Source organism: Mesorhizobium sp. L103C105A0 (assembly GCF_000502215.1).
Taxonomy (GTDB): domain Bacteria; phylum Pseudomonadota; class Alphaproteobacteria; order Rhizobiales; family Rhizobiaceae; genus Mesorhizobium.
The window spans coordinates 135531-154485 of sequence record NZ_AYXF01000009.1 but is presented as its reverse complement, the minus strand read 5'-3'; the positions used below and the strand labels follow the sequence as shown (position 1 = coordinate 154485).

20 protein-coding genes are annotated in these 18955 nt (G+C 63.2%); 11 read left to right on the top strand and 9 right to left on the bottom strand.

The window, feature by feature from the left end; all coding sequences use genetic code 11:
* The first annotated feature begins 122 nt into the window (after positions 1 to 122).
* Positions 123 to 575, top strand: a complete 453-nt coding sequence (locus X727_RS142490) for a hypothetical protein (protein ID WP_023683507.1) — start codon at positions 123 to 125, stop codon at positions 573 to 575.
* Position 576: 1 nt separating this feature from the next.
* On the opposite strand, the gene X727_RS142495 is transcribed toward X727_RS142490, so the two are convergent.
* Entirely contained in the window at positions 577 to 1551 is a 975-nt protein-coding gene (locus X727_RS142495; protein ID WP_023683508.1) for a WD40 repeat domain-containing protein, read from the bottom strand.
* A 248-nt stretch (positions 1552 to 1799) separates the two neighbouring features.
* Positions 1800 to 2852, bottom strand: a complete 1053-nt coding sequence (locus X727_RS142500; protein ID WP_023689243.1) for a GTP-binding protein — start codon at positions 2850 to 2852, stop codon at positions 1800 to 1802.
* 421 nt (positions 2853 to 3273) lie between these two features.
* On the opposite strand from X727_RS142500, the gene X727_RS142505 reads away from it, so the two are divergent.
* Positions 3274 to 3744, top strand: a complete 471-nt coding sequence (locus tag X727_RS142505) for a MarR family winged helix-turn-helix transcriptional regulator (RefSeq protein WP_023671361.1) — start codon at positions 3274 to 3276, stop codon at positions 3742 to 3744.
* A 10-nt stretch (positions 3745 to 3754) separates the two neighbouring features.
* Here the strand turns inward: X727_RS142505 and X727_RS142510 are convergent, their stop codons facing one another.
* Positions 3755 to 4618, bottom strand: coding sequence for an AraC family transcriptional regulator (locus X727_RS142510; protein ID WP_023736881.1), 864 nt, complete (start codon positions 4616 to 4618; stop codon positions 3755 to 3757).
* A 46-nt stretch (positions 4619 to 4664) separates the two neighbouring features.
* Here X727_RS142510 and X727_RS142515 point away from each other — a divergent pair, with 46 nt between their 5' ends.
* Positions 4665 to 5072 (top strand): DUF2000 family protein, encoded by a 408-nt coding sequence (locus X727_RS142515; RefSeq protein WP_023683511.1) that lies wholly within the window; start codon positions 4665 to 4667, stop codon positions 5070 to 5072.
* Here the strand turns inward: X727_RS142515 and X727_RS142520 are convergent.
* Complete coding sequence (locus X727_RS142520; RefSeq protein ID WP_023683512.1) at positions 5069 to 5857, bottom strand: alpha/beta fold hydrolase; 789 nt, start codon at positions 5855 to 5857, stop codon at positions 5069 to 5071. The two genes, X727_RS142515 and X727_RS142520, sit on opposite strands and share 4 nt — an antisense overlap.
* A 128-nt stretch (positions 5858 to 5985) precedes the next feature.
* Here X727_RS142520 and X727_RS142525 point away from each other — a divergent pair, with 128 nt between their 5' ends.
* The 5 genes from X727_RS142525 (at position 5986) to X727_RS142545 (ending at position 10555) form a co-directional block, all read left to right on the top strand.
* Complete coding sequence (locus tag X727_RS142525) at positions 5986 to 6927, top strand: LysR family transcriptional regulator (protein ID WP_023755786.1); 942 nt, start codon at positions 5986 to 5988, stop codon at positions 6925 to 6927.
* A gap of 182 nt (positions 6928 to 7109) precedes the next feature.
* Positions 7110 to 7994, top strand: coding sequence for a DMT family transporter (locus X727_RS142530; RefSeq protein ID WP_032889662.1), 885 nt, complete (start codon positions 7110 to 7112; stop codon positions 7992 to 7994).
* 65 nt (positions 7995 to 8059) lie between these two features.
* A complete protein-coding gene (locus X727_RS142535; protein ID WP_023671355.1) occupies positions 8060 to 9082 on the top strand; it encodes a LacI family DNA-binding transcriptional regulator in 1023 nt (340 codons plus the stop codon).
* Entirely contained in the window at positions 9079 to 10062 is a 984-nt protein-coding gene (locus tag X727_RS142540; RefSeq protein WP_023834803.1) for a 2-hydroxyacid dehydrogenase, read from the top strand. The genes X727_RS142535 and X727_RS142540 overlap by 4 nt, the downstream gene beginning before the upstream one ends.
* 82 nt (positions 10063 to 10144) lie before the next feature.
* Positions 10145 to 10555, top strand: coding sequence for a hypothetical protein (locus X727_RS142545; RefSeq protein ID WP_023671353.1), 411 nt, complete (start codon positions 10145 to 10147; stop codon positions 10553 to 10555).
* 10 nt (positions 10556 to 10565) lie between these two features.
* Here X727_RS142545 and X727_RS142550 read toward each other — a convergent pair whose 3' ends face one another.
* Positions 10566 to 11339 carry a gamma-glutamyl-gamma-aminobutyrate hydrolase family protein gene (locus tag X727_RS142550; protein WP_023834802.1) on the bottom strand — a complete coding sequence of 258 codons (774 nt, stop codon included), beginning with the start codon at positions 11337 to 11339 and terminating at the stop codon, positions 10566 to 10568.
* 295 nt (positions 11340 to 11634) lie between these two features.
* Between X727_RS142550 and X727_RS142555 the strand changes: the two genes are divergently transcribed.
* Positions 11635 to 12744, top strand: coding sequence for a TRAP transporter substrate-binding protein (locus X727_RS142555; RefSeq protein WP_023725935.1), 1110 nt, complete (start codon positions 11635 to 11637; stop codon positions 12742 to 12744).
* Positions 12745 to 12995: 251 nt separating this feature from the next.
* On the opposite strand, the gene X727_RS142560 is transcribed toward X727_RS142555, so the two are convergent.
* From X727_RS142560 to X727_RS142575, 4 genes are all read right to left on the bottom strand, one after another.
* Positions 12996 to 14024, bottom strand: coding sequence for a zinc-dependent alcohol dehydrogenase family protein (locus X727_RS142560; protein ID WP_023834801.1), 1029 nt, complete (start codon positions 14022 to 14024; stop codon positions 12996 to 12998).
* A gap of 33 nt (positions 14025 to 14057) precedes the next feature.
* Positions 14058 to 15836 carry a TRAP transporter large permease subunit gene (locus X727_RS142565; protein WP_023683516.1) on the bottom strand — a complete coding sequence of 593 codons (1779 nt, stop codon included), beginning with the start codon at positions 15834 to 15836 and terminating at the stop codon, positions 14058 to 14060.
* Positions 15833 to 16438: a TRAP transporter small permease subunit gene (locus X727_RS142570; protein WP_023683517.1), complete on the bottom strand. Its 606-nt coding sequence runs from the start codon at positions 16436 to 16438 to the stop codon at positions 15833 to 15835. The genes X727_RS142565 and X727_RS142570 overlap by 4 nt, the downstream gene beginning before the upstream one ends.
* A 197-nt stretch (positions 16439 to 16635) precedes the next feature.
* Positions 16636 to 17541 (bottom strand): branched-chain amino acid ABC transporter permease, encoded by a 906-nt coding sequence (locus X727_RS142575; RefSeq protein WP_023671347.1) that lies wholly within the window; start codon positions 17539 to 17541, stop codon positions 16636 to 16638.
* A gap of 148 nt (positions 17542 to 17689) precedes the next feature.
* Here X727_RS142575 and X727_RS142580 point away from each other — a divergent pair, with 148 nt between their 5' ends.
* Together X727_RS142580 and X727_RS142585 are read left to right on the top strand one after the other, a co-directional pair.
* The gene (locus X727_RS142580) at positions 17690 to 18298 is read left to right on the top strand and encodes a CGNR zinc finger domain-containing protein (protein ID WP_023746551.1); all 609 of its coding nucleotides are present in this window, start codon (positions 17690 to 17692) and stop codon (positions 18296 to 18298) included.
* Entirely contained in the window at positions 18291 to 18821 is a 531-nt protein-coding gene (locus tag X727_RS142585; protein WP_023746550.1) for a hypothetical protein, read from the top strand. Before X727_RS142580 ends, X727_RS142585 begins: the two co-directional genes overlap by 8 nt.
* The last annotated feature ends 134 nt before the right edge of the window (positions 18822 to 18955 follow it).

Here is an 18955-nt window from a genome sequence, read left to right as displayed (position 1 = left end):
GCGACGGCAACCGCAATTGGCCGTGTTGGTGCGCTGCATTGGGTCAGCAGCAAGTTCGGCAGACTTGACCTTCCGGCGCAGTCGGGCGCCAATGCGATCGGGTCTGTGGTTTGGGGAGAAAAATGCGGACGATCATCTGCGCTATTGCGCTACTCTTGTCGGCCGCTGCGGCTTCCGCATCGGGCGGCGTCTGGTGTTCCGTCGATGACAAAGCGGTGCAATTCGAGGTCGGCGCCGGGGTCACCAGAGGTATGGGCGGCCCGACCTTCAATTTTCGCGGCGATCTCGAGATACTTGGCCGGCCGGAAGGCGACAGTCTGCGCAAGACCGTCTTCGAGGATTCCGACCTCACCCAGTACTGGCTGGACGACAAGGAGTTGCGGCTGAACGTCTACCACGAGCATCAGCTCGGAGATAAATTCAACTCTGTCGAACTGACGATCCTGACCAAGACCAGTGACGAGGGCGTCTATGACGGCCGGTACACGCTTGCCGTCTACGACAACGCCGCCGACACGGAACAGGACGGCAAGCCGAAAGAATTGACCGGCAAGGTGTCGTGCGGAGCCGAATAGGTCACGCCGAGATATCGATGACGCCGCAGTCGCCGGCGGCACTGCCGAAGGCGACCCGGCGCTCTTCCTTATCCCACATCATCGCGGTGATGGCGCCCTTGCCCGGGCGGCGCAACAGCACCTCTTTGGCATCGGTAAAGCGCACCGCCATGACCATGCCGTCATCATAGCCGACGGCGACGACATCCTGGCTCGGATGGCAGGCAACCGATGTCACCATGGCGTTGCCGCGCGTGCCGAGCTCCAGCGGCGCCTTGCCCATCGGGCCGTCCTTGCCCGAAAACGGCCAGACGATCGCCGCCGGCGCGCCGGAACTCGCCAGCCATTTGCCCTTCACGCTCCACGACAGGCTTTTGACCTTGCCGGGATAGCCGGTCATGCGCATGTGCTTGCCGTCGGCGAGCTTCCAGCCATGCAGCGCGTTTTCCTGCATGGTGGTGACGAGGAAGGCGCCATCCGGCGAGAAGGTGACGCCGGTATGGGCACCGGCCCATTCCAGCTCCACCGGCTTGCCGTCGGCGGCCGGGAAATGCAGCGTCGCGCCATTGTAGCGGGCGACGCCGAAGCGTATGCCCTTGGGGGAGAAGGCCAGCCCCTCGACCGAACGCGGATGGGCAAACTCTTTGGTCTTGCCGTCGGCAAAGCGCACGAACGCAGTCTTGCCTGTGGCATAGGCGATAGCGCCTTGCGGCCCGGCGGCGACGCTGGTGATCCACTTCTTGCCGGCGCTCGCCAATTCGCCGACGGTGCCACCTGCGGTGACAGCAAAAATCTTGCCGTCCTCGCCGCCGGTGATCAGGCGGTCGTTGGCGGCGTCATGGAACGTGGAGAGCAGGCCGTCATTGGCCTGAATTGTCTTGTGGCCGTTGTCGAGCCTATGAACTGTCCCATCGGCCAGCGCATAATGCGGCACGTTGTCGAGGAAGACGGCGGCAAGGCAGTGACCTTCCAGGTCGAGGGGAGCAACTGTGGGCATCAGGACCATTCCAATGAAGCTGTCACCACTCCCGGGAAGCCATTGAGGCGGCCAGGCCTGGCGTCAACCTTCCCCTTTGTGGGAGAAGGTGGATCGGCGCGCAGCGCCGAGACGGATGAGGGGTGTTGGACGGATCGCCGTCGGTGCCGAGCTGGAGCACCCCTCATCCGACCTCGCTTCGCGAGGCCACCTACTCCCACAAGGGGAGAAGGAAGAGCGGGCAGCGCTAGCGCCATAGAGTCCGGAAATCAAGCCGCCTGGCAGGCGTCAAAGCTCTTCTTCAGCCGTTCGGCGTCAAGCTCGCGGCCGATGAACACCAGCCGGCTCTCATGCTTTTCGCCGTCTTTCCAGGCGCGCTGGTGGTCGCCTTCGATGATCATGTGCACGCCTTGGATGACATAGCGCTCGTCGTCGCCCTTGAGCGCGATGATGCCTTTCAGCCGCAGGATGTTGGGACCTTCCATCTGAGTGATCTTCTCGATCCACGGGAAGAATTTCTTCGGGTCCATCTCGCCGCCGCGCAGCGACACCGACTGCACGGTCACGTCATGGATGTCGGAGGGATGCGCGTGATCGTGATGATGATGGTCGTGATCATGGTCGTGGTGATCGTGGTCGTGATCATGGTGGTCGTGATCATGATCGTGCGCCTCGAGAAAATGCGGATCGTTTTCCAATGCGCGCGACAGGTCGAAGGCGCCGCGGTCGAGCACTTCGGACAGCGCCACGCCGGCGCGCGTGGTGCGGTGAATCCTGGCCGCCGGGTTGATGGCGCGGATGGTCGCTTCGACCTTGGCCAGCTCTTCGGGCGTCACCAGGTCGGTCTTGTTCAGCACGACAACATCGGCAAACGCGATCTGGTCCTCGGCTTCCTTGGAATCCTTCAACCTGAGCGGCAGGTGCTTGGCGTCGACCAGGGCCACGACAGCGTCGAGTTTGGTCTTGGAGCGCACGTCGTCGTCCATGAAGAAGGTCTGCGCCACCGGCACCGGATCGGCGAGGCCGGTGGTCTCGACGACGATGGCGTCGAAGCGGCCGGGACGGCGCATCAGGCCTTCGACGACGCGGATCAGGTCGCCGCGCACCGTGCAGCAGACGCAGCCATTGTTCATTTCGTAGATTTCCTCGTCGGATTCCACGATCAAATCATTGTCGATGCCGATCTCGCCGAATTCATTGACGATGACGGCATAACGCTTGCCATGGTTTTCCGACAGGATGCGGTTGAGCAGCGTCGTCTTGCCGGCGCCGAGATAGCCGGTGAGAACGGTCACGGGGATTTGCGTCTGTGCTTCGCTCATATCTTGCCTCGAAATGGCTGGGCCACGGAATTGCGGGCCGCAAGAAGGGATTGTTGGCCTGATATAGGATGTGTGCCGGCCTTTTGCACGAGGCAAACCGCCTGGGTGTTTGACCCAGGATTGACGAAGCGGATGGGTAGACCCGAGAGGCCGAGTGCGAGGGATGCCGACCATCAACGTGTCGCTGGAAACGCCTCTTCGTTGACCTGTGCTGAGCCGCGCCGCGTCAAACCGTTGCAATCGCCTTGGCGGAAACTCGTTTGTCATCTAACTGAAATAAACATCTGGCATCACCATTTCGAGCACCACAAATGCTTGCCGGCAAAGCTGTTTCGAAAGCCGGAATCTTTTTGATCGTCGATTGCCAACCGGCCGGCTGCGTCTATGCTGCACGCACCGGTACGGCCGAAGAGGGATCACCATGGCCAAGGCGGACAAGACTGCAACGATGAGCCGGCTGCATTCGGCGGCAAGGCTGGCAAGGACCGCGCTGGCGGCGCGGCTTCTGGCGCACGGCTTCTATGCCGGCCAGGACCAGATCATGCTGACGCTCGACCGCGAGGACGGCCAGACGCCCGGCAATCTCGCCGGCCGCCTCGGCGTGCGCCCGCCGACCATCACCAAGACCATCAACCGGCTGCAGGCCCAGGGCTTTTTGGAAAAGCGCGCTTCTTCCGCGGATGCACGCCAGGCGCATATCTTTCTCACCGACACCGGCCGCGAGATCATCCACGCCATCGAGAAGTCGGTGAAGAAGACCGAGAAGCAGGCGTTGAAGGGCCTCGACAAGAAAGAACAGAAGACGCTGTTCAAGCTGCTCGCCCGCATCGAGGCCAATTTGTCGAACGAGGAGCTGGTGCTTGTCGACGACGATGGCGACATCGACGATTGATCTTCCTCACCTAGGCGGCTACCGAAGGCCCGCGCACCAGGGTCGACCAGCGGCCGGGCGTCAGGCCGAATGCTTTCTTGAAATGCCTGTTGAAATGGCTCTGGTCGCTGAAGCCGGCGCCAACGGCAATCTCGGCCAGCGGCTCGCCCACCTCGATCATCCGTCTTGCCTTTTGCAGCCGGCGCATCAGCAGGAACCGATGCGGGCTGGTGGAATAGGTCGCGCGAAAATGGCGTGACAGCGCATAGCGGTCGAGCCCGGTGACGGCTTCCAGCTCATCGGAACGAACGGACCGCTCGGCATTCTCCTCGAGATAGCCGCGCGCCAGCGCTGCCGCACGCGAGGCCGACTTCCCCATCGGCTTTGCTTTCTGTCCCGCATGACGCCCCAGATGCTGCGCCAGCTCCGCAACGAAATCGGCGACGAACAGCTCGTCCAGTTCCTCATCGAGCGGCGACAGGGCCGAAAGCAGCGTGCCACGCAAGGCAGGATCGCTGACCACAGCATCCCTGACGAAAGGCAGCGGCGCGCCGTCGAGGCAGTCGAGCAGCAGTGAGGGTTCCAGATAGAGGATCCGGTAGCGCAGACCATCCTCGGTCCCGGCGCCGCCATCGTGCACTTCGTCGGGATGCAGCACGATAACCTGGCCGGGCAGGCTGTGGTTGACAGTGCCCCTGTAGTGGAAGCGCTGCACACCGGAAAGCGTCACGCCGACGGCAAGTGTATCATGACGGTGCAGGTCGAAGGCGTTGCCATGGAAATGCGCCTCGATGCGCTCGATGCCGGTGCTGCCTGGCGCCGAGACGATCCGGTCTTCATCCGCGCACGAACGTCCAAGACCCTGTGTCGCCTCACCGTCTAGATCGTGCGTCATCACCTATCCCTGCCCTTCATGGGCGTGCTCCGGAGTCCTCATTTTGGTGTTCGATACGAAATTTGCAATCGTGCTGCGGGACGATCTCGCCGTCTGGCAAAAGCTCAACGTCGCCGCCTTCCTGACCAGCGGCATCGTCGCGCAATTCCCCGCCATTATCGGCGAACCCTACCGCGACCGCGCCGGCAACCTTTATAATCCTCTGTCGATCCAGCCGGTCATCGTGCTTTCGGCCGATGGGCCGACGCTCAACTCCATCCACCGGAAGGCGCTGGAGCGGGGCGTGACGGGGTCAGCCTATGTCGAGGAGATGTTTGCCACCGGCTTCGATGCGGCCAACCGCGCGGTCTTCGCCGAGTTCGGGCCTGAGGACGCCAAGATCGTCGGCATCGCGCTGCGTGCCGACAAGAAACTCGTCGACAAGATCACCAAGGGCGCCCGCATGCACGCCTAATTCAGCAGGAAGCGTGTAACGGCGCTCATGAATTCAGTCGGCCGCTCGACGTTCAGCATATGGACGCCCGGAAGCAGTGTAAGCGTGGCGCCGGGGATGCTGGCTGCGATCGCCTCGCTGTGGCTTGCCAGCGTTACCTTGTCGTCTTCTCCACCGATCACCAGGGTGGGCGCGGTAATGAGGGAGACAGTCCGGCGCAGATCGCAATCGCGTACGGCGGCGAAGCATCCCGCGAGACCTTGGGGCGGCGTCGCCAGGACCATCGCGCGGAACGCGTCGACGGTTTCGTTTGGGCCGGCAAGCATCGAGGCGGGAAACCAGTTGTGCATGAACATGTCCGCGGTGGCCGACATGTTGCTCGCTGCAAGGACAGTCCTGATCTGCTCATCAAAGTAAGAAGCCGGCCCGAGATGCGGCGAGGTGTTGGAAAGGATGAGACGCTCGATGCGCTCCGAGGCATGGATACCCAGCCACTGCCCTACGAAGCCGCCCAGCGACAGCCCGCAGAAATGCACGCGGGCGATTTGAAGCGCATCCAGCAGCTCAAGGACGTCGCGGCCCAGCCGATCAAGCGAATAGGCTCCGGCCGGAGCATCGGAACTGCCGTGGCCGCGCAGATCATAGCGCAGCACCCGGAAAGATCCGGCAAGTTCCGCTAGCTGCCGGTCCCACATATGCAGGTTCGTCGCAATGGAATTCGAGAGCACAAGCACAGGGCCGGCCCCCGCCAGCTGATAGGCGATCCGGCAGCCGTCGCCCGTCGTAAAATAAAGCGTGTCAGTCATCTGGTCCTCATCTCACCCTGGCGAAAGGAGTTCCATGCTCCCGCCGCCCTTTGAATGAGCCACCCTAGGCCTCGTAATTATCCAGGAAAATTACTATGATTGGACGATCTCAGTAGGTTTTTACGATAATGAATGGTCTGAAACTCCACGACTTACGGTGCTTTGACGCCGTGGCAAGCGAGGGCAGCTTCCAGGCGGCCGCCCTCGCCTTGAATCGATCGCATCCATCCGTCTTCGCCGCTGTCGCACGCCTCGAGCAGTTGCTCGGGCTCACACTTCTCGACCGCAGCGGATATCGGGTGGGGCTGACGGAGGCGGGCCGCGAGTTTCACGCGCGAGCGCAGCTGACATTGCGCGAGCTCGACCATCTGCGAACCTATGCGGGCCAGTTGGCGAGCGGCGAGGAGACGGTCCTGCGTGTCGTCATGGGTGATCTCTGCCCGCGACCGCAAATCCTGCGTATGCTCAGCGGCTTCTTTGCCGAACGCACCGGGACACGCCTGCACCTGGAGTACGAGGCGGTCGGCGGTCCGCTCGAACGGTTGATGGAAGGCTCGGCTGACCTCATCTTCCATCGCGCGGATCCTTCCGATCCGCATCTCGAGCGGATCGATCTCTGCGCGGTGCCCCTCGTGCCGGTGGTGGCGCCTGGGTTCCTTCCGTTCGCGCCTGGCCGCGAGATTGCGCCGGAGCAGATGCGGCCCTTCACCCAGTGCGTGATCCGCGACACGGCGCGGCGGCCATCGCCGGAGAGCTATTTCCTCATCGACGGTGCGCATCAGTGCTCGGCGCCGGATCATCTGATGAAGAAGGAACTGATCCTTCACGGACTGGCCTGGGGCCATCTGCCGGCATGGCTGATCGAGGACGAACTGCGGGATAGGAGGCTGATCTCGATCGCTGGTGCACATCTGCCCGGCCGGACGGAGATCTTGGCGGCGGTGCGCCGGCGCGACCGACCGCATGGACCCGTCGCCGAGGCGTTGTGGCTTCATCTCCAGGCGCAAGTGGCATCCGACGGCAAAGCACCGGGATGTCAGAACGTCGCAGCGGAACGCAAAGCGCCTTAGCTGGCATCGGATCGGCCTGCGCTGAACCTGTCTCAGACGCCTGTTGTGCCAGTCGCTTTTGGCTTGCCGAGCGCTGGAGATTGCCGCAAAGGTTAAGCGTTGATCCTCCCTGCCCGGCCTGACATTTGAACGTTCCCGCAAGATCAGACGAAAGCGCAACGCCGCCCGCGGCGATGCTGTTCATGCTTTCCACCTATGTCTTTTTCACCTTTCTCGACACATCGAGCAAATATCTGGTGCTGGCCGGCGTCTCGGCGCTGATCGTCGCCTGGGCCCGCTTCACCGTCCATGTCCTGCTTGTCGGCGTTTTTCTGCGCGGCTGGCGCGAGCCGTCGCGCTTCCGCGCCAACAATCTGTCGGCCCACATCCTGCGCGGCGGACTGCTGTTCGGCTCGACCATGTGCAACGTCATGGCGCTCAAGACACTGCAATTGGCCGAGACCACCTCGATCTACTTCTTCGGCCCGATGGTGATCACCGCCCTTGCCGGACCGCTGCTTGGTGAATGGGCCGGCTGGCGGCGCTGGCTGGCGATCCTGTCGGGCTTTGTCGGCGTGCTGGTGATCACAAGGCCTGGCGTCGGCGTGTTCGGCGTCGGCCACCTCTTTGCGCTCGGCTCGATGCTGTCGAACAGTTTTTACGTCATCATGACGCGGCGCATGTCGGCCAGCGAAAGCTCGGAGAGCCTGATCCTGTTTTCAGCGCTGGCGCCGGCCGTGCTGCTTCTGCCGATGCTGCCGTTCTCGCATGGGCTGCCGCAGGATGGCTGGCACTGGTTTATCCTTGTGATGCTGGGTGTGTTCGGCGCCGGCGGCCACTGGCTGCTGGTTCAGGCCTACCGACTGGCGACCACCACGGCGCTGGCGCCTTACCCGTATTCGCAGATGGTCTGGATGATCCTGTCCGGCTGGATCATCTTCCATCAGTTCCCCGACCGCTGGACGCTGGTGGGTGCTGCCATCATCGTCGCCAGCGGCCTCTACATCATCCATCGCGAGCACCGTTTGCGGCTGCGCAATCGCACGACCGTCGATGTCGAGGCGGAGGCTCTGGCGAAAAAACTTTGATTTGCTCCGAATCCGATGGCATAACGCCGCATTTAAAAAATTTAAAAAACTCGGGGAGCGAAGGGCTGGCACAAAAGATCAAGCTTTCGACGATCGCGGATGCGCTTGGCGTCTCCACGGCCACGGTCTCCCTCGCCTTGCGCGACAGTCCACTGGTCGCAGGCGCCACGCGTGACCGCATCAAGGAGCATGCGCGGGCCATCGGTTATATCTACAACCGCCGCGCCGCCTCACTGCGCACCTCGCGCTCGGGGATTGTCGGCGTCGTCGTGCACGACATCATGAACCCGTTCTTCGCCGAGATCCTGCGCTCCATCGAAAGCGAACTCGATCGCAGCCGGCAGACCTTCATCCTGTCCAATCACTACGACCAGCTGGAAAAGCAACGCACCTTCATCGATACGCTGCTGCAGCTCGGCGCCGACGGCGTCATCATGTCCCCGGCCATCGGCACGCCGGCCTCCGACATCGTCATGGCCGAGGAAAACGGCCTGCCTGCGGTGCTGATCGCACGCAGCGTGGAAGGCGCCGACGTGCCGGTGTTTCGTGGTGACGATGCCTATGGCACGGCACTTGCCACCAATCATCTGATCTCGCTCGGGCACAAGCGCATCGCCATGATCGGCGGCACCGACCAGACCTCGACAGGGCGCGACCGCTACCAGGGCTATCTCAACGCCATGGAGGCCGCCGGGCTTGAGGTCAGGCCGTCCTGGCGCATCGCCGGGCCGCGCACCAAGCAGGGCGGATTCGAGGCGGCTGGACAGTTTTTGGCGCTTAAAGACAAGCCAACCGCCGCTTGCTGCTGGAATGATCTGGTCGCCATCGGCCTGATGAACGGCATTGCCCGCGCCGGCCTGGTGCCGGGCGCCGACATCTCGGTGACCGGCTATGACGATCTCGAGGAGGCGGCAATCGCGACACCGGCGCTCACCACAGTCTGGAATGGCCAGCGAGAGGTCGGCCGCCGTGCCGCCAGCGCGCTGCTCGACAAGCTGAACGGACAGGCGGTACGGCCGTCACAGGAACTGATCAAGCCGGAACTGCATGTGCGCCAGTCGACCGGCAAGCCGGTGGAGCGTGCATGACCAAGACTGATGCGTTGCAGACCGTCGCCGTTCTGGTGCCAGGACATTTCAACGACCATGCGGTCGAGCGCATCGACCGCACCTTCAAGCGGGTCAAGATAGAGCGCGCCGATCCCGCCCTGGTCACCGACGAGATGCGCCATGACGTGCGCGCCATTGCGTCCTTCGCCGGCGTCAATGCGGCATTGATGGATGCATTGCCCAACCTCGAACTCATCGCCTCCTTCGGCGTCGGCTATGATTCGGTCGATGCCGGCCATGCGGCCAAGAAAAACATCATGGTCACCAACACCCCCGATGTTTTGACCGAGGAGGTCGCCGACACCACGATCGGCCTTTTGCTCAACACCGTGCGTGAACTTTACAAGGCCGAGAAATGGCTGCGCGACGGCAGTTGGGTGAAGAAGGGCAACTATCCCCTGAGCCGGCTGACCTTGCGCGGTCGGCATGTCGGCATTTTCGGCATGGGCCGCATCGGCCTTGCCATTGCGCGCCGGCTGGAAGCGTTCGGGCTGCCGGTGGCCTACCACAACAGGCGCAGGGTCGAAGGTCTGGCTTATGAATACCACCCGACGCTGAAGGGCCTTGCCGAAGCGGTCGATACGCTGATTTCCGTAGTGCCGGGCGGCGCTTCCACGGAGAAGGCGGTCAATGCCGAAATCCTGGCGGCGCTTGGCGCCAACGGCGTTTTCGTCAACATCGGCCGTGGCAGCACGGTTGACGAGGCAGACCTCGCCGTAGCGCTTGCCAACGGCACCATTGCCGCCGCCGGGCTCGATGTTTTCGCCGATGAACCGAATGTGCCCAAGGCTTTGCTGGAGGCGCCCAACACCTCGTTTTTGCCCCATGTCGGCTCGGCCTCGCACCACACGCGCCGCGCCATGGCGGATCTGTGCGTCGACAATCTGGTATCCTGGTTCAGCGAGCGCCGGCCACTGACCCCGGTGCCGGAGACGGCGCAAGTCAAGCCACGAAGCTGAGCGGCTCTCTGCCACACTCGTTAACGTCGGCTTAACGCTTTGAAATCATTCTGCATCTGCGCCGGGGGGCGCGGAGTGCAAGATGACGAAACTTCCGGCATCGATTGCGGCAGCGGCACTTTTCGCCGGCTTTCAGCTGTTTCACGGCGGCAGCAGTGAAAGTTCGGCCAATGAAGCAAGGCCGGCAACCACCTTCAGGCTGGTCGCCAATGGCGACGAAGGCGACTGCGCGGTTAGCCGCGGCGCCGCGATTGACGATGGCCTGTCGCTGTTGACCGTGGCGCCGAATTGCCGCGGGCTGCTGCCCGGCATCGAGCGGGCAAAATTCTGGCGAGAGGGCGAGGACGGCACGATCGCGTTCAGCGCCGACGGCACCGACCCGATCGTCACCTTCTCGGTTGCGGATGGCGACGGCTACGAATCCTACGCTCCGGCCACGCCACTGCTGTCGCTGGCGACAACCGGCGAACGGGATCAATCCGCCGGCAATTGATCGCCGGGATTTATTCCGCCGCCGCCCGTGCACCGGCCTTCGCCGTCGCATGCAGCCGCACCGCATCGCCGAAGGCGCGGAAGATCTTGGCCGAGTTGTTGTCCGACTTGACCCAGTATTCGGGGTGCCATTGCACGCCGACGGCGAAGGCGCGGGCGTCCTTCACCGAAACTGCCTCCACCGTGCCGTCGCCGGCAACCGCCTCGACCTGCAGCTTCGAGCCGAGCCGGTCGATGCCTTGGCGGTGCAGCGAGTTGACCTTGATGTCGCCGGCGCCAAACACGCCGGCCAGGCAGCTGCCCGGCTTGATCGAAATGGTCTGGTGAATGGCGAAGCGTTCGTCCTGGTTGTCGCTCACCGGCGCGCGATGGTCGAGCGAGCCTTCGCGCTCCTGGATCTCGGTGCCAAGCGTGCCGCCCAGCGCAACGTTCAACTCCTGGATGCCGCGGCAGATGGCAAGCAGCGGCACGCCGCGCTCGATCGCCTTGCGGATCAGCGGCAGCGTGGTGGAATCGCGCGCCGGGTCGTAGGGGCCGTTGGCTTCGCTGGCGTCGCCGCCATAGAGCGATGGATGCACGTTGGACTTCGAGCCGGTGACCATGACACCGTCGACCGAGGACAACAGCTCGTCGAAATCGAGCCGGTCGCCGAAGGACGGCACCAAAAGCGGGAACACGCCGGCGCCGGAAAGTGCTGCCTCGATATATTGCTGCGGGACGGCATGCCAGGTGTAGTTGTCGAACTGACGGACGTCGGTCGATATGGCGACGAGCGGCTGGTGCATTTTTGGGTCCGGATTCCATTTGGAGCGAAGCGAATAATCTATTGTGCCTGCAAAATAGGCGATCCGAAGGCGCTTTTCCATGGCAAGTTTCGCCATCTCGCATGGGCCACGCGCGACCGTTAGACTATAGTTGCAGGCTGGCTGGCCGGCCGGCGGATTTGTCGCCAGCGCCGCCGTCAAATCCCGCTGCCATGCTGGACTCGACCCCTTGCCCGTGTATTGTTTCGGCAAATCGATACCGGGCGCGAGGAGATGTCCCTGATGTCGGTTTGTTGGTCCAAAAGGGAGGTTCTGCATGGATCGTCGTTCATTCATCCGCAAGGCCGGGGTCACCGGCGTGGGCGCTGCGGCGGCTGCCGCGACGCTAGCCGCACCGGCAATCGCCCAGTCCAATCCGAAAGTGACGTGGCGGTTGGCGTCGTCCTTCCCCAAGTCACTCGATACGATCTATGGCGGCGCGGAAGTCTTCTCCAAGATGCTGTCTGAGGCGACGGACGGCAATTTCCAGGTCCAGGTCTTCGCCTCCGGCGAACTCGTACCCGGCCTGCAGGCCGCCGACGCCACCACGGCCGGCACCGTCGAGGCCTGCCACACGGTGTCATACTATTATTGGGGCAAGGACCCGACATGGGCGCTCGGTGCGGCGGTGCCGTTCTCGCTCAACGCGCGCGGCATGAATGCCTGGCACTATCATGGCGGCGGCATCGACCTGTTCAACGAGTTTCTCGCCACGCAAGGCCTGTTCGGCCTGCCCGGCGGCAACACCGGCGTGCAGATGGGCGGCTGGTTCCGCAAGGAGATCAACACCGTCGCCGATCTCTCCGGCCTCAAGATGCGCATCGGCGGCTTTGCCGGCAAAGTGGTCTCGAAGCTCGGCGTCGTACCGCAGCAGATCGCCGGTGGCGACATCTATCCGGCGCTGGAAAAAGGCACGATCGACGCCGCCGAATGGGTCGGCCCCTATGATGACGAGAAGCTCGGCTTCTACAAGGTCGCGCCCTATTACTACTATCCCGGCTGGTGGGAAGGCGGCCCGACCGTCCATCTCCTGTTCAACAAGGCGAAGTACGAAGAGCTTTCGCCGGCCTACAAGTCGCTGGTGCACACGGCCGCGCACGCGGCGGACGCCAACATGCTGCAGAAATACGACTACCTCAATCCTGCAGCAGTCAAGCGGCTGGTGGCCGGCGGCGCGAAATTGCGCCCGTTCAGCCAGGACATCATGGCCGCCTGTTTCGAGAAGGCCAATGAGGTCTACACCGAAATGGAAGCCACCAACGCACCGTTCAAGAAGATCTGGGACTCGATCAAGGGCTTCCGCAAGGAGCACTATCTGTGGGCGCAGGTGGCCGAGTACAATTACGACACCTTCATGATGGTCCAGCAGCGCAACGGCAAACTGTAGGCTGGGATCTGTCCCTTCTCCCCGTCACTATACGGGGAGAAGGTCCCGGCAGGGGGATGAGGGGCGGTGCAAACTTCGGCGATTGATCGCCTTGGGCTTGGTAGCCGCCCCGAAATTATAGCTTATCTTTCCAAGCGTTGACGCTGCACCTCACCTGCCTGCCGGCATCCTCTCCCCGTATAGTGACGGGGAGAGGGGCGCGGTCATCGCCGTTTCGCCAATCGCCAACACCGCAGGATTGAGGCTGCCCTTCATTCCCTGCCCGGCACCACCAACACCTTGACCTCGCCCGGCGCTGCCGGATTGGCGATCACCGAGGCGGCTTCCTCCAGGCCGACCTGCCTTGAGATGAGCTTGTCGATCTCGATTGCGCCGGACGCGACAAGGTCCGCCGCCCGCCTGTGGGTGAAGGGATTGATGAACGAGCCGAGAACCTTCAGCTCGCGAAACAGGATGTCGAACGGTTCGAAGGGCACTTTCACGCCTTGCGGCATCACGCCGACGATCACCACCGAGCCGCCGGACTTCGCCAGCCGCATCGATTGTTCGACGGTATCGGGGACACCGGCGCATTCGAGCACCACGTCGGCCCCGCCGGGCACAAGGCCGGCTGGGCCGGCGATCGCCTCGATCGGGTCGACCGCGTTTGGGTCGACCGTCGTCGTTGCACCGAGCTCTTCGGCGAGCGCACGGCGGGAGGCCTGCCGCGTCGACAGGATGATGGTCGCCGCTCCTGCGAGCCTCGCCAATTGCACGGTAAGCAGGCCGATGACGCCGCCACCAAGCACCACCACGGCAGCGCCGGGTCTGATTCCGGCGAGGTCGACAGCGTGCAGGCAGCAGGCCAGCGGCTCGCAGAAGGCGCCATGCGTTGGCTTGAGGTTCGCAGGCAGAAGAAAGGCCTGGCTCTGCGGCATCACGACGTAGTCGGCGAAGCCGCCGTCGCGATGGATGCCGATGGCCCTGAGATTGCTGCACAAATTGACCCGGCCAGCCCGACAATGACTGCAGCGTCCGCAGAAGATGTTGGGATCGCCGGTAACACGGTCACCGATGGCGATGCCGGAAACCGCATCACCGACAGCCTCCACGATGCCGCAGAATTCGTGACCAAGCGTCACCGGCGGGCTCGAAGGGAATTCGCCGTGGAGGAGGTGACGGTCGGTGCCGCAAACGCCGCAGGCTTCGACGCGCACCAGAACGTCCTGCGGTCCCGCAACAGGCTTGTCGACCTCCCGTAGCGCAATGCTGCCCACGGCTTCCAGGCGCACGGCTCTCATGACATCCTCACTCAGGTTCTCAGTGTTCACACATCAGTTGAAGTTCGGCGGCTGCGACAGGTCGGTCGCCGGCGCCGCCGGCTTGGCGGGCGGCGTCTCGCCGAAATTCGGCGGCTGCGAGAGATCGTTCGACGGTGGCGCCGCGGGTGATGGGCCACCGTTGGCTGGTGGTGGTGTGCCGAGAGGCGCAAGGCCTGGCATATCAGGCAAGTTGATCTCGATCGTTCCCGGATCGACGGCCGCACCCTTGTAGCGCATGACCATTTGCGGGAAGGCGATGGTCAGCCCGATCATGATCACCTGGATGCAGACGAAGGGCACGGCGCCCCAATAGATCTGGCCGGTGGTCACCGGCGCGATCTGCTTGCCGGTGAGGCGATCGAGATAGGGCACGCGCGCGGCGACCGAGCGCAGGTAGAACAGCGCAAAGCCGAAAGGCGGGTGCATGAAGGAGGTCTGCATGTTGACGCCGAGCAGCACGCCGAACCAGATCAGGTCGATGCCGAGCTTATCGGCTGCCGGCGCCAAAAGCGGCACGATGATGAAGGCGAGCTCGAAGAAATCGAGGAAGAAGGCGAGCACGAAGACCAGGATGTTGACGCCGATCAGGAAGCCGACTTCGCCGCCCGGCAGCGACGTCAACAAATGCTCGACCCAGACGTGGCCGTTGACGCCGTAGAAGGTCAGCGAGAACACCCGCGCGCCGATCAGGATGAACAGCACGAAGGAGGAAAGCCTCGTGGTCGACGCGAGCGCCTGTTTGATGACATCCAGCGACAACCGCCCCTTCATTGCCGCCATCGCCAGGGCGCCAACCGCGCCCATGGCGCCGCCCTCCGTCGGGGTGGCGATGCCGAGGAAGATGGTGCCCAGCACCAGGAAGATCAGCGCCAGAGGCGGGATCAAAACGATGATCACCTGCTGCGCCAACCTGGACATCATGTTGATGTTCAGGCCCTTGTCGGCGATCGCCACGATATAGATCAGGATCACCCCGATGCTGGCGCCAAGGATATCGGCATTGTCGCCATGCGCCGGCGCAAGGTAGCGATAGGCCGCATAGGAAGCCGCGACTGCCACCAGCAGTGCCGCGAGCAGCGACAGCACGCCGTGGCCAAGCGTGCGGGCCGCCAGCGGCAACGCCGGCATCGAGTTCGGCCGGACGATCGACATGATCAGGATGTAGAGCGTGTAAAGGCCGGTCAGCACCAGGCCGGGGATCAGCGCGCCGGCATACATGTCGCCGACCGAACGGCCGAGCTGGTCGGCCAGAACGATCAGCACCAGCGACGGCGGGATGATCTGGGCGAGTGTGCCGGATGCCGCGATGACGCCCGACGCCAGTCGTCGGTCATAGCCGTAGCGCAGCATGATCGGCAGCGAGATCAGGCCCATGGCGATGACCGAAGCCGCGACCACGCCCGTGGTCGCGGCAAGCAGCGCACCGACGAAGATCACCGCATAGGCAAGGCCGCCGCGAACCGGGCCGAACAGCTGGCCGATCGTGTCGAGCAGGTCCTCGGCCATGCCCGATCGTTCCAGCACGATGCCCATGAAGGTGAAGAACGGGATTGCCAAGAGCGTGTCGTTCGACATCACCCGGCTGCCGTAGAAATTGTCGGGCAGCGCATGCAGCAGCGGCCACGCCAGGTTGATCGAGCCGCCCGAATAGGGCGACAGCACGACGCCGATGAAGAAGAACATCAGGCCGTTTGCGGCGAGTGAAAAAGCGACGGGATAGCCGATCAGCAGGAAGATGATCAGCGAAGCGAACATGATCGGCGCCATGTTCTGGGCGATGAACTCGATCATGGGCGCGCCTCCTGGGCGAGCGCCTTGGCCTCTTCAGCAAGGGCTTTAGCCTCGAGCTCGGCCTGTTCGTGCACCGAGATGAACGGATTGGGATCGTCCATGTCGCCGCGCATGATGGCGATCTTCTTGATGATCTCGGAGATGCCTTGCAGCGCCAGCAGGAAGAAGCCGACGAGCAGGATTGCCTTGGCCGGCCAGATGATCAGGCCGCCGGAATTGTTCGACATTTCGCCGCTGCGGAACGACAGCGACACGTAGGGGACAAAATAGATCACCATCAGCGTCACGAACGGCATCAGGAAGAAGACATGACCGAGCAGGTCGATCCAGTGCTGCACGCGGCGCGACCACATGCCGTAGACGATGTCGATGCGGATATGGTCGTTCTGTTTCAGCGTGTAGGCGGCGGCCAGCATGAAGGCGGCGCCGAACAGGTACCACTGCAGTTCCAGCCAGGCATTCGACGAGACGTCGAAGACCTTGCGGATGATGGCATTGGCGGCGCTGACCAGGATTGCCAGCAGGATCAGCCACGATATCCACCGGCCGATGAACTCGTTCATACGGTCGATCGTTCTGGATAGAGCGAGCAGCCCTGCCATGCATTTCCTCCCTGAGGTCGAAGGCGCGCCGGCTCCCCTATTTTCCGTCGCGCCGCTGTGGCCCAACGGTATGCCGTGCGTGGTTCGGCGGGTCAACATGGCATGGGCGCGATCAACGCCGTCGTGACGGGAGGCAGGGGATAAGTGCCGACCGGCTGCTGCGTCATGCAACCAAAGTCTGACAGCGGATGCGGCGATCAGGCGATCTTCTGCTGGTCGCGGCCGGGACCGATCAGCACAAGTGCCGCGACCAGGAACAGATACATCCAGCCATCGCGCCATTCGATCGGGAAATAGCCGGCCCATAGCGACTCCGCCATGCCGAAGGCGGCCGCACCGAGCGCGGCCCGAGGCGGAGAGAGATAGCCGCCCACCGCCGTCACGAACAGGATTTTCAGCCCGTAGACAAGGCCGGAGCCGAAGCTGACATTGCCGTAGTAAAGGGCGGCCATGATTCCGGCCAGCGCGGCGCAGAAACCGCCGAACAGCACCGCATGCCGGAACACTGCACGCACGTCCACGCCGCACATGGCAGCCGCTTTGGGATCGTCGGAGACGGCGCGCCAGCGGCGGCCGAAGCCCGAGCGGGCAAACGCCCATGCAGCGAGCATGATTGCCGCCAGAACCACCGCGCAATCGATGAGCTGGATCAGCGTCAGCGTCGCCTGGAAGCCGGCATCCTGAGCAAAAACGATGGGCTGCGCCAGCATCGGCGGCAGCCACCAATCATGCGTGTCGGCGGCGATACGGCTTGCTTCCGACAGCACCAGCAGGATGCCGAGCGTCGTCACCACAATGGCATTGGGCGTGCGGTCGGCCAGCGGTTCGAAGACGCTGCGCGACAGCACGTGGCCGATCAGCGCGGCATAAAAGAAAGCCGTGACGACGCCGAGCACCACTGCCGCCAGCAAGGTCAGCCACAATACCTGATAGCCGAAGGCCACGGTCAGGATCATCGTCTGGCCGCAAAAGGCGAACAGCGCGCCATAGGCGAGATTGGTCCGGTGCAGGATGCCGTTGGTCAGCACGTAGCCGAAGGCAAGCAGCGCATAGAGCGCGCCGGAATGCAGCCCGTTCAGCACCTGCTGGAAGAAATAGAGCATGGACAGCTTTCAGGGCATGTCGCCCAAAAGTGCAAAGCGGTTTTGGGGCAACGACTTGCCTCAACAAAATCCTGCGCCGGAGCCCGCGCCAAGGTTTGCATCGTAAAATCTAACTTGTCAAACGCGATTTATCGGTTAGATTTCTGATATGACAGTATCTTGGACCCCACATCGCTTCACCGGCGGCATTCTTGCGCTCGATACGGCCAACACCGTGGTGTTGCGCAACGATCCGGAAAAGACTTTCGACCGTTTTGCCGATCCGGCCGAGATCGCGCGCTTCGCCAACGCCGCAACCGGCTTTCGCGGTGCCGAGCTTGGCGGCAGACCGCTGGAGGCGACCTCGCCGGACAGGATCGCCCCGGTGGTGCTGGCGATCCGCGAGACGACCGACCGCCTGTTTCGCGGCGCGGTGTCGAAAGGTGCGCTTGCCGCCGGCGACCTCGCCGCTTTTCTCAAGGCCTGCGCCAACGGCCTCGATCGGAGCCCTGCCGAAATCGGCGCACCGGGTAGACCGTTCGGCGATCCATCGACGCCGATCGCGTTCGAGGCGGCGCTGGCGGTTTCGGCCTTGTCGCTGCTGCGCGACGACACGGTCGCCAGGCTCAGGATCTGTCCCAATTGCAGCTGGCTGTTCGTCGACAGGAGCCGCAATTCCAGCCGCCTTTGGTGCGATATGGCTGTGTGCGGCAACCGCCAGAAAGCAAGCCGTCACTATCGCCGCCGCACGGCGGCACATGAGGTCAACAATGCTTAGGGTTGTTTTTCGTTCGATCCTTGTCGGTGCTGCGCTCATTGCAGCCGTTGCGCTTGGCGCCTGCCGCGACACCGGCGGCGACGGCAAGCTGTTCGAGGTTTCCGGCAAGGTCGTCGTCTTCAATTACCGCCTCGCCCGGGCGACCTATGTCGTGACGCTGCGGCCCCTGCAGCCGATGGGCGAAGGCCAGGTTGCGGTCGCCAGCTTCCAGAATCCGGCTGGCGGTCCTCCCCTGGTGATCGAGCAGAAGGTCTGGCCGAAGCTCGACAAGGTCAGCCTGGAAAGCCCGGCGCTGACCTGTATCGTCAAGGACAAGCCCTATGCGATTTCGATCAGCATCAGGGGTCCTGACGGCACGTTCCTGCAGAAGATCGACACGACGCTGATGTCGAGCGAGGACCAGTCGATCCTTCCCGACCGGCCGCTGGTGGTCGACCAGCTCTATACGGCCAATCCCGATCTTGCCGGCCATCCCGACGGCAAGCTGCCGGGTGAGCCGAAGCCGGATTGCTCGAAAGGCTGACGCGTCTTTGCCCGGCGCGACTGCGTGGAAATTTCTGGTCGCCGGACAACCGCCGCGGACCGATTTCGTGCCGAATACGCGACGGCAGCGGATCGTTCGTTGCGCTTTGCCTGGCACTTTCGATTTCGTTTGAC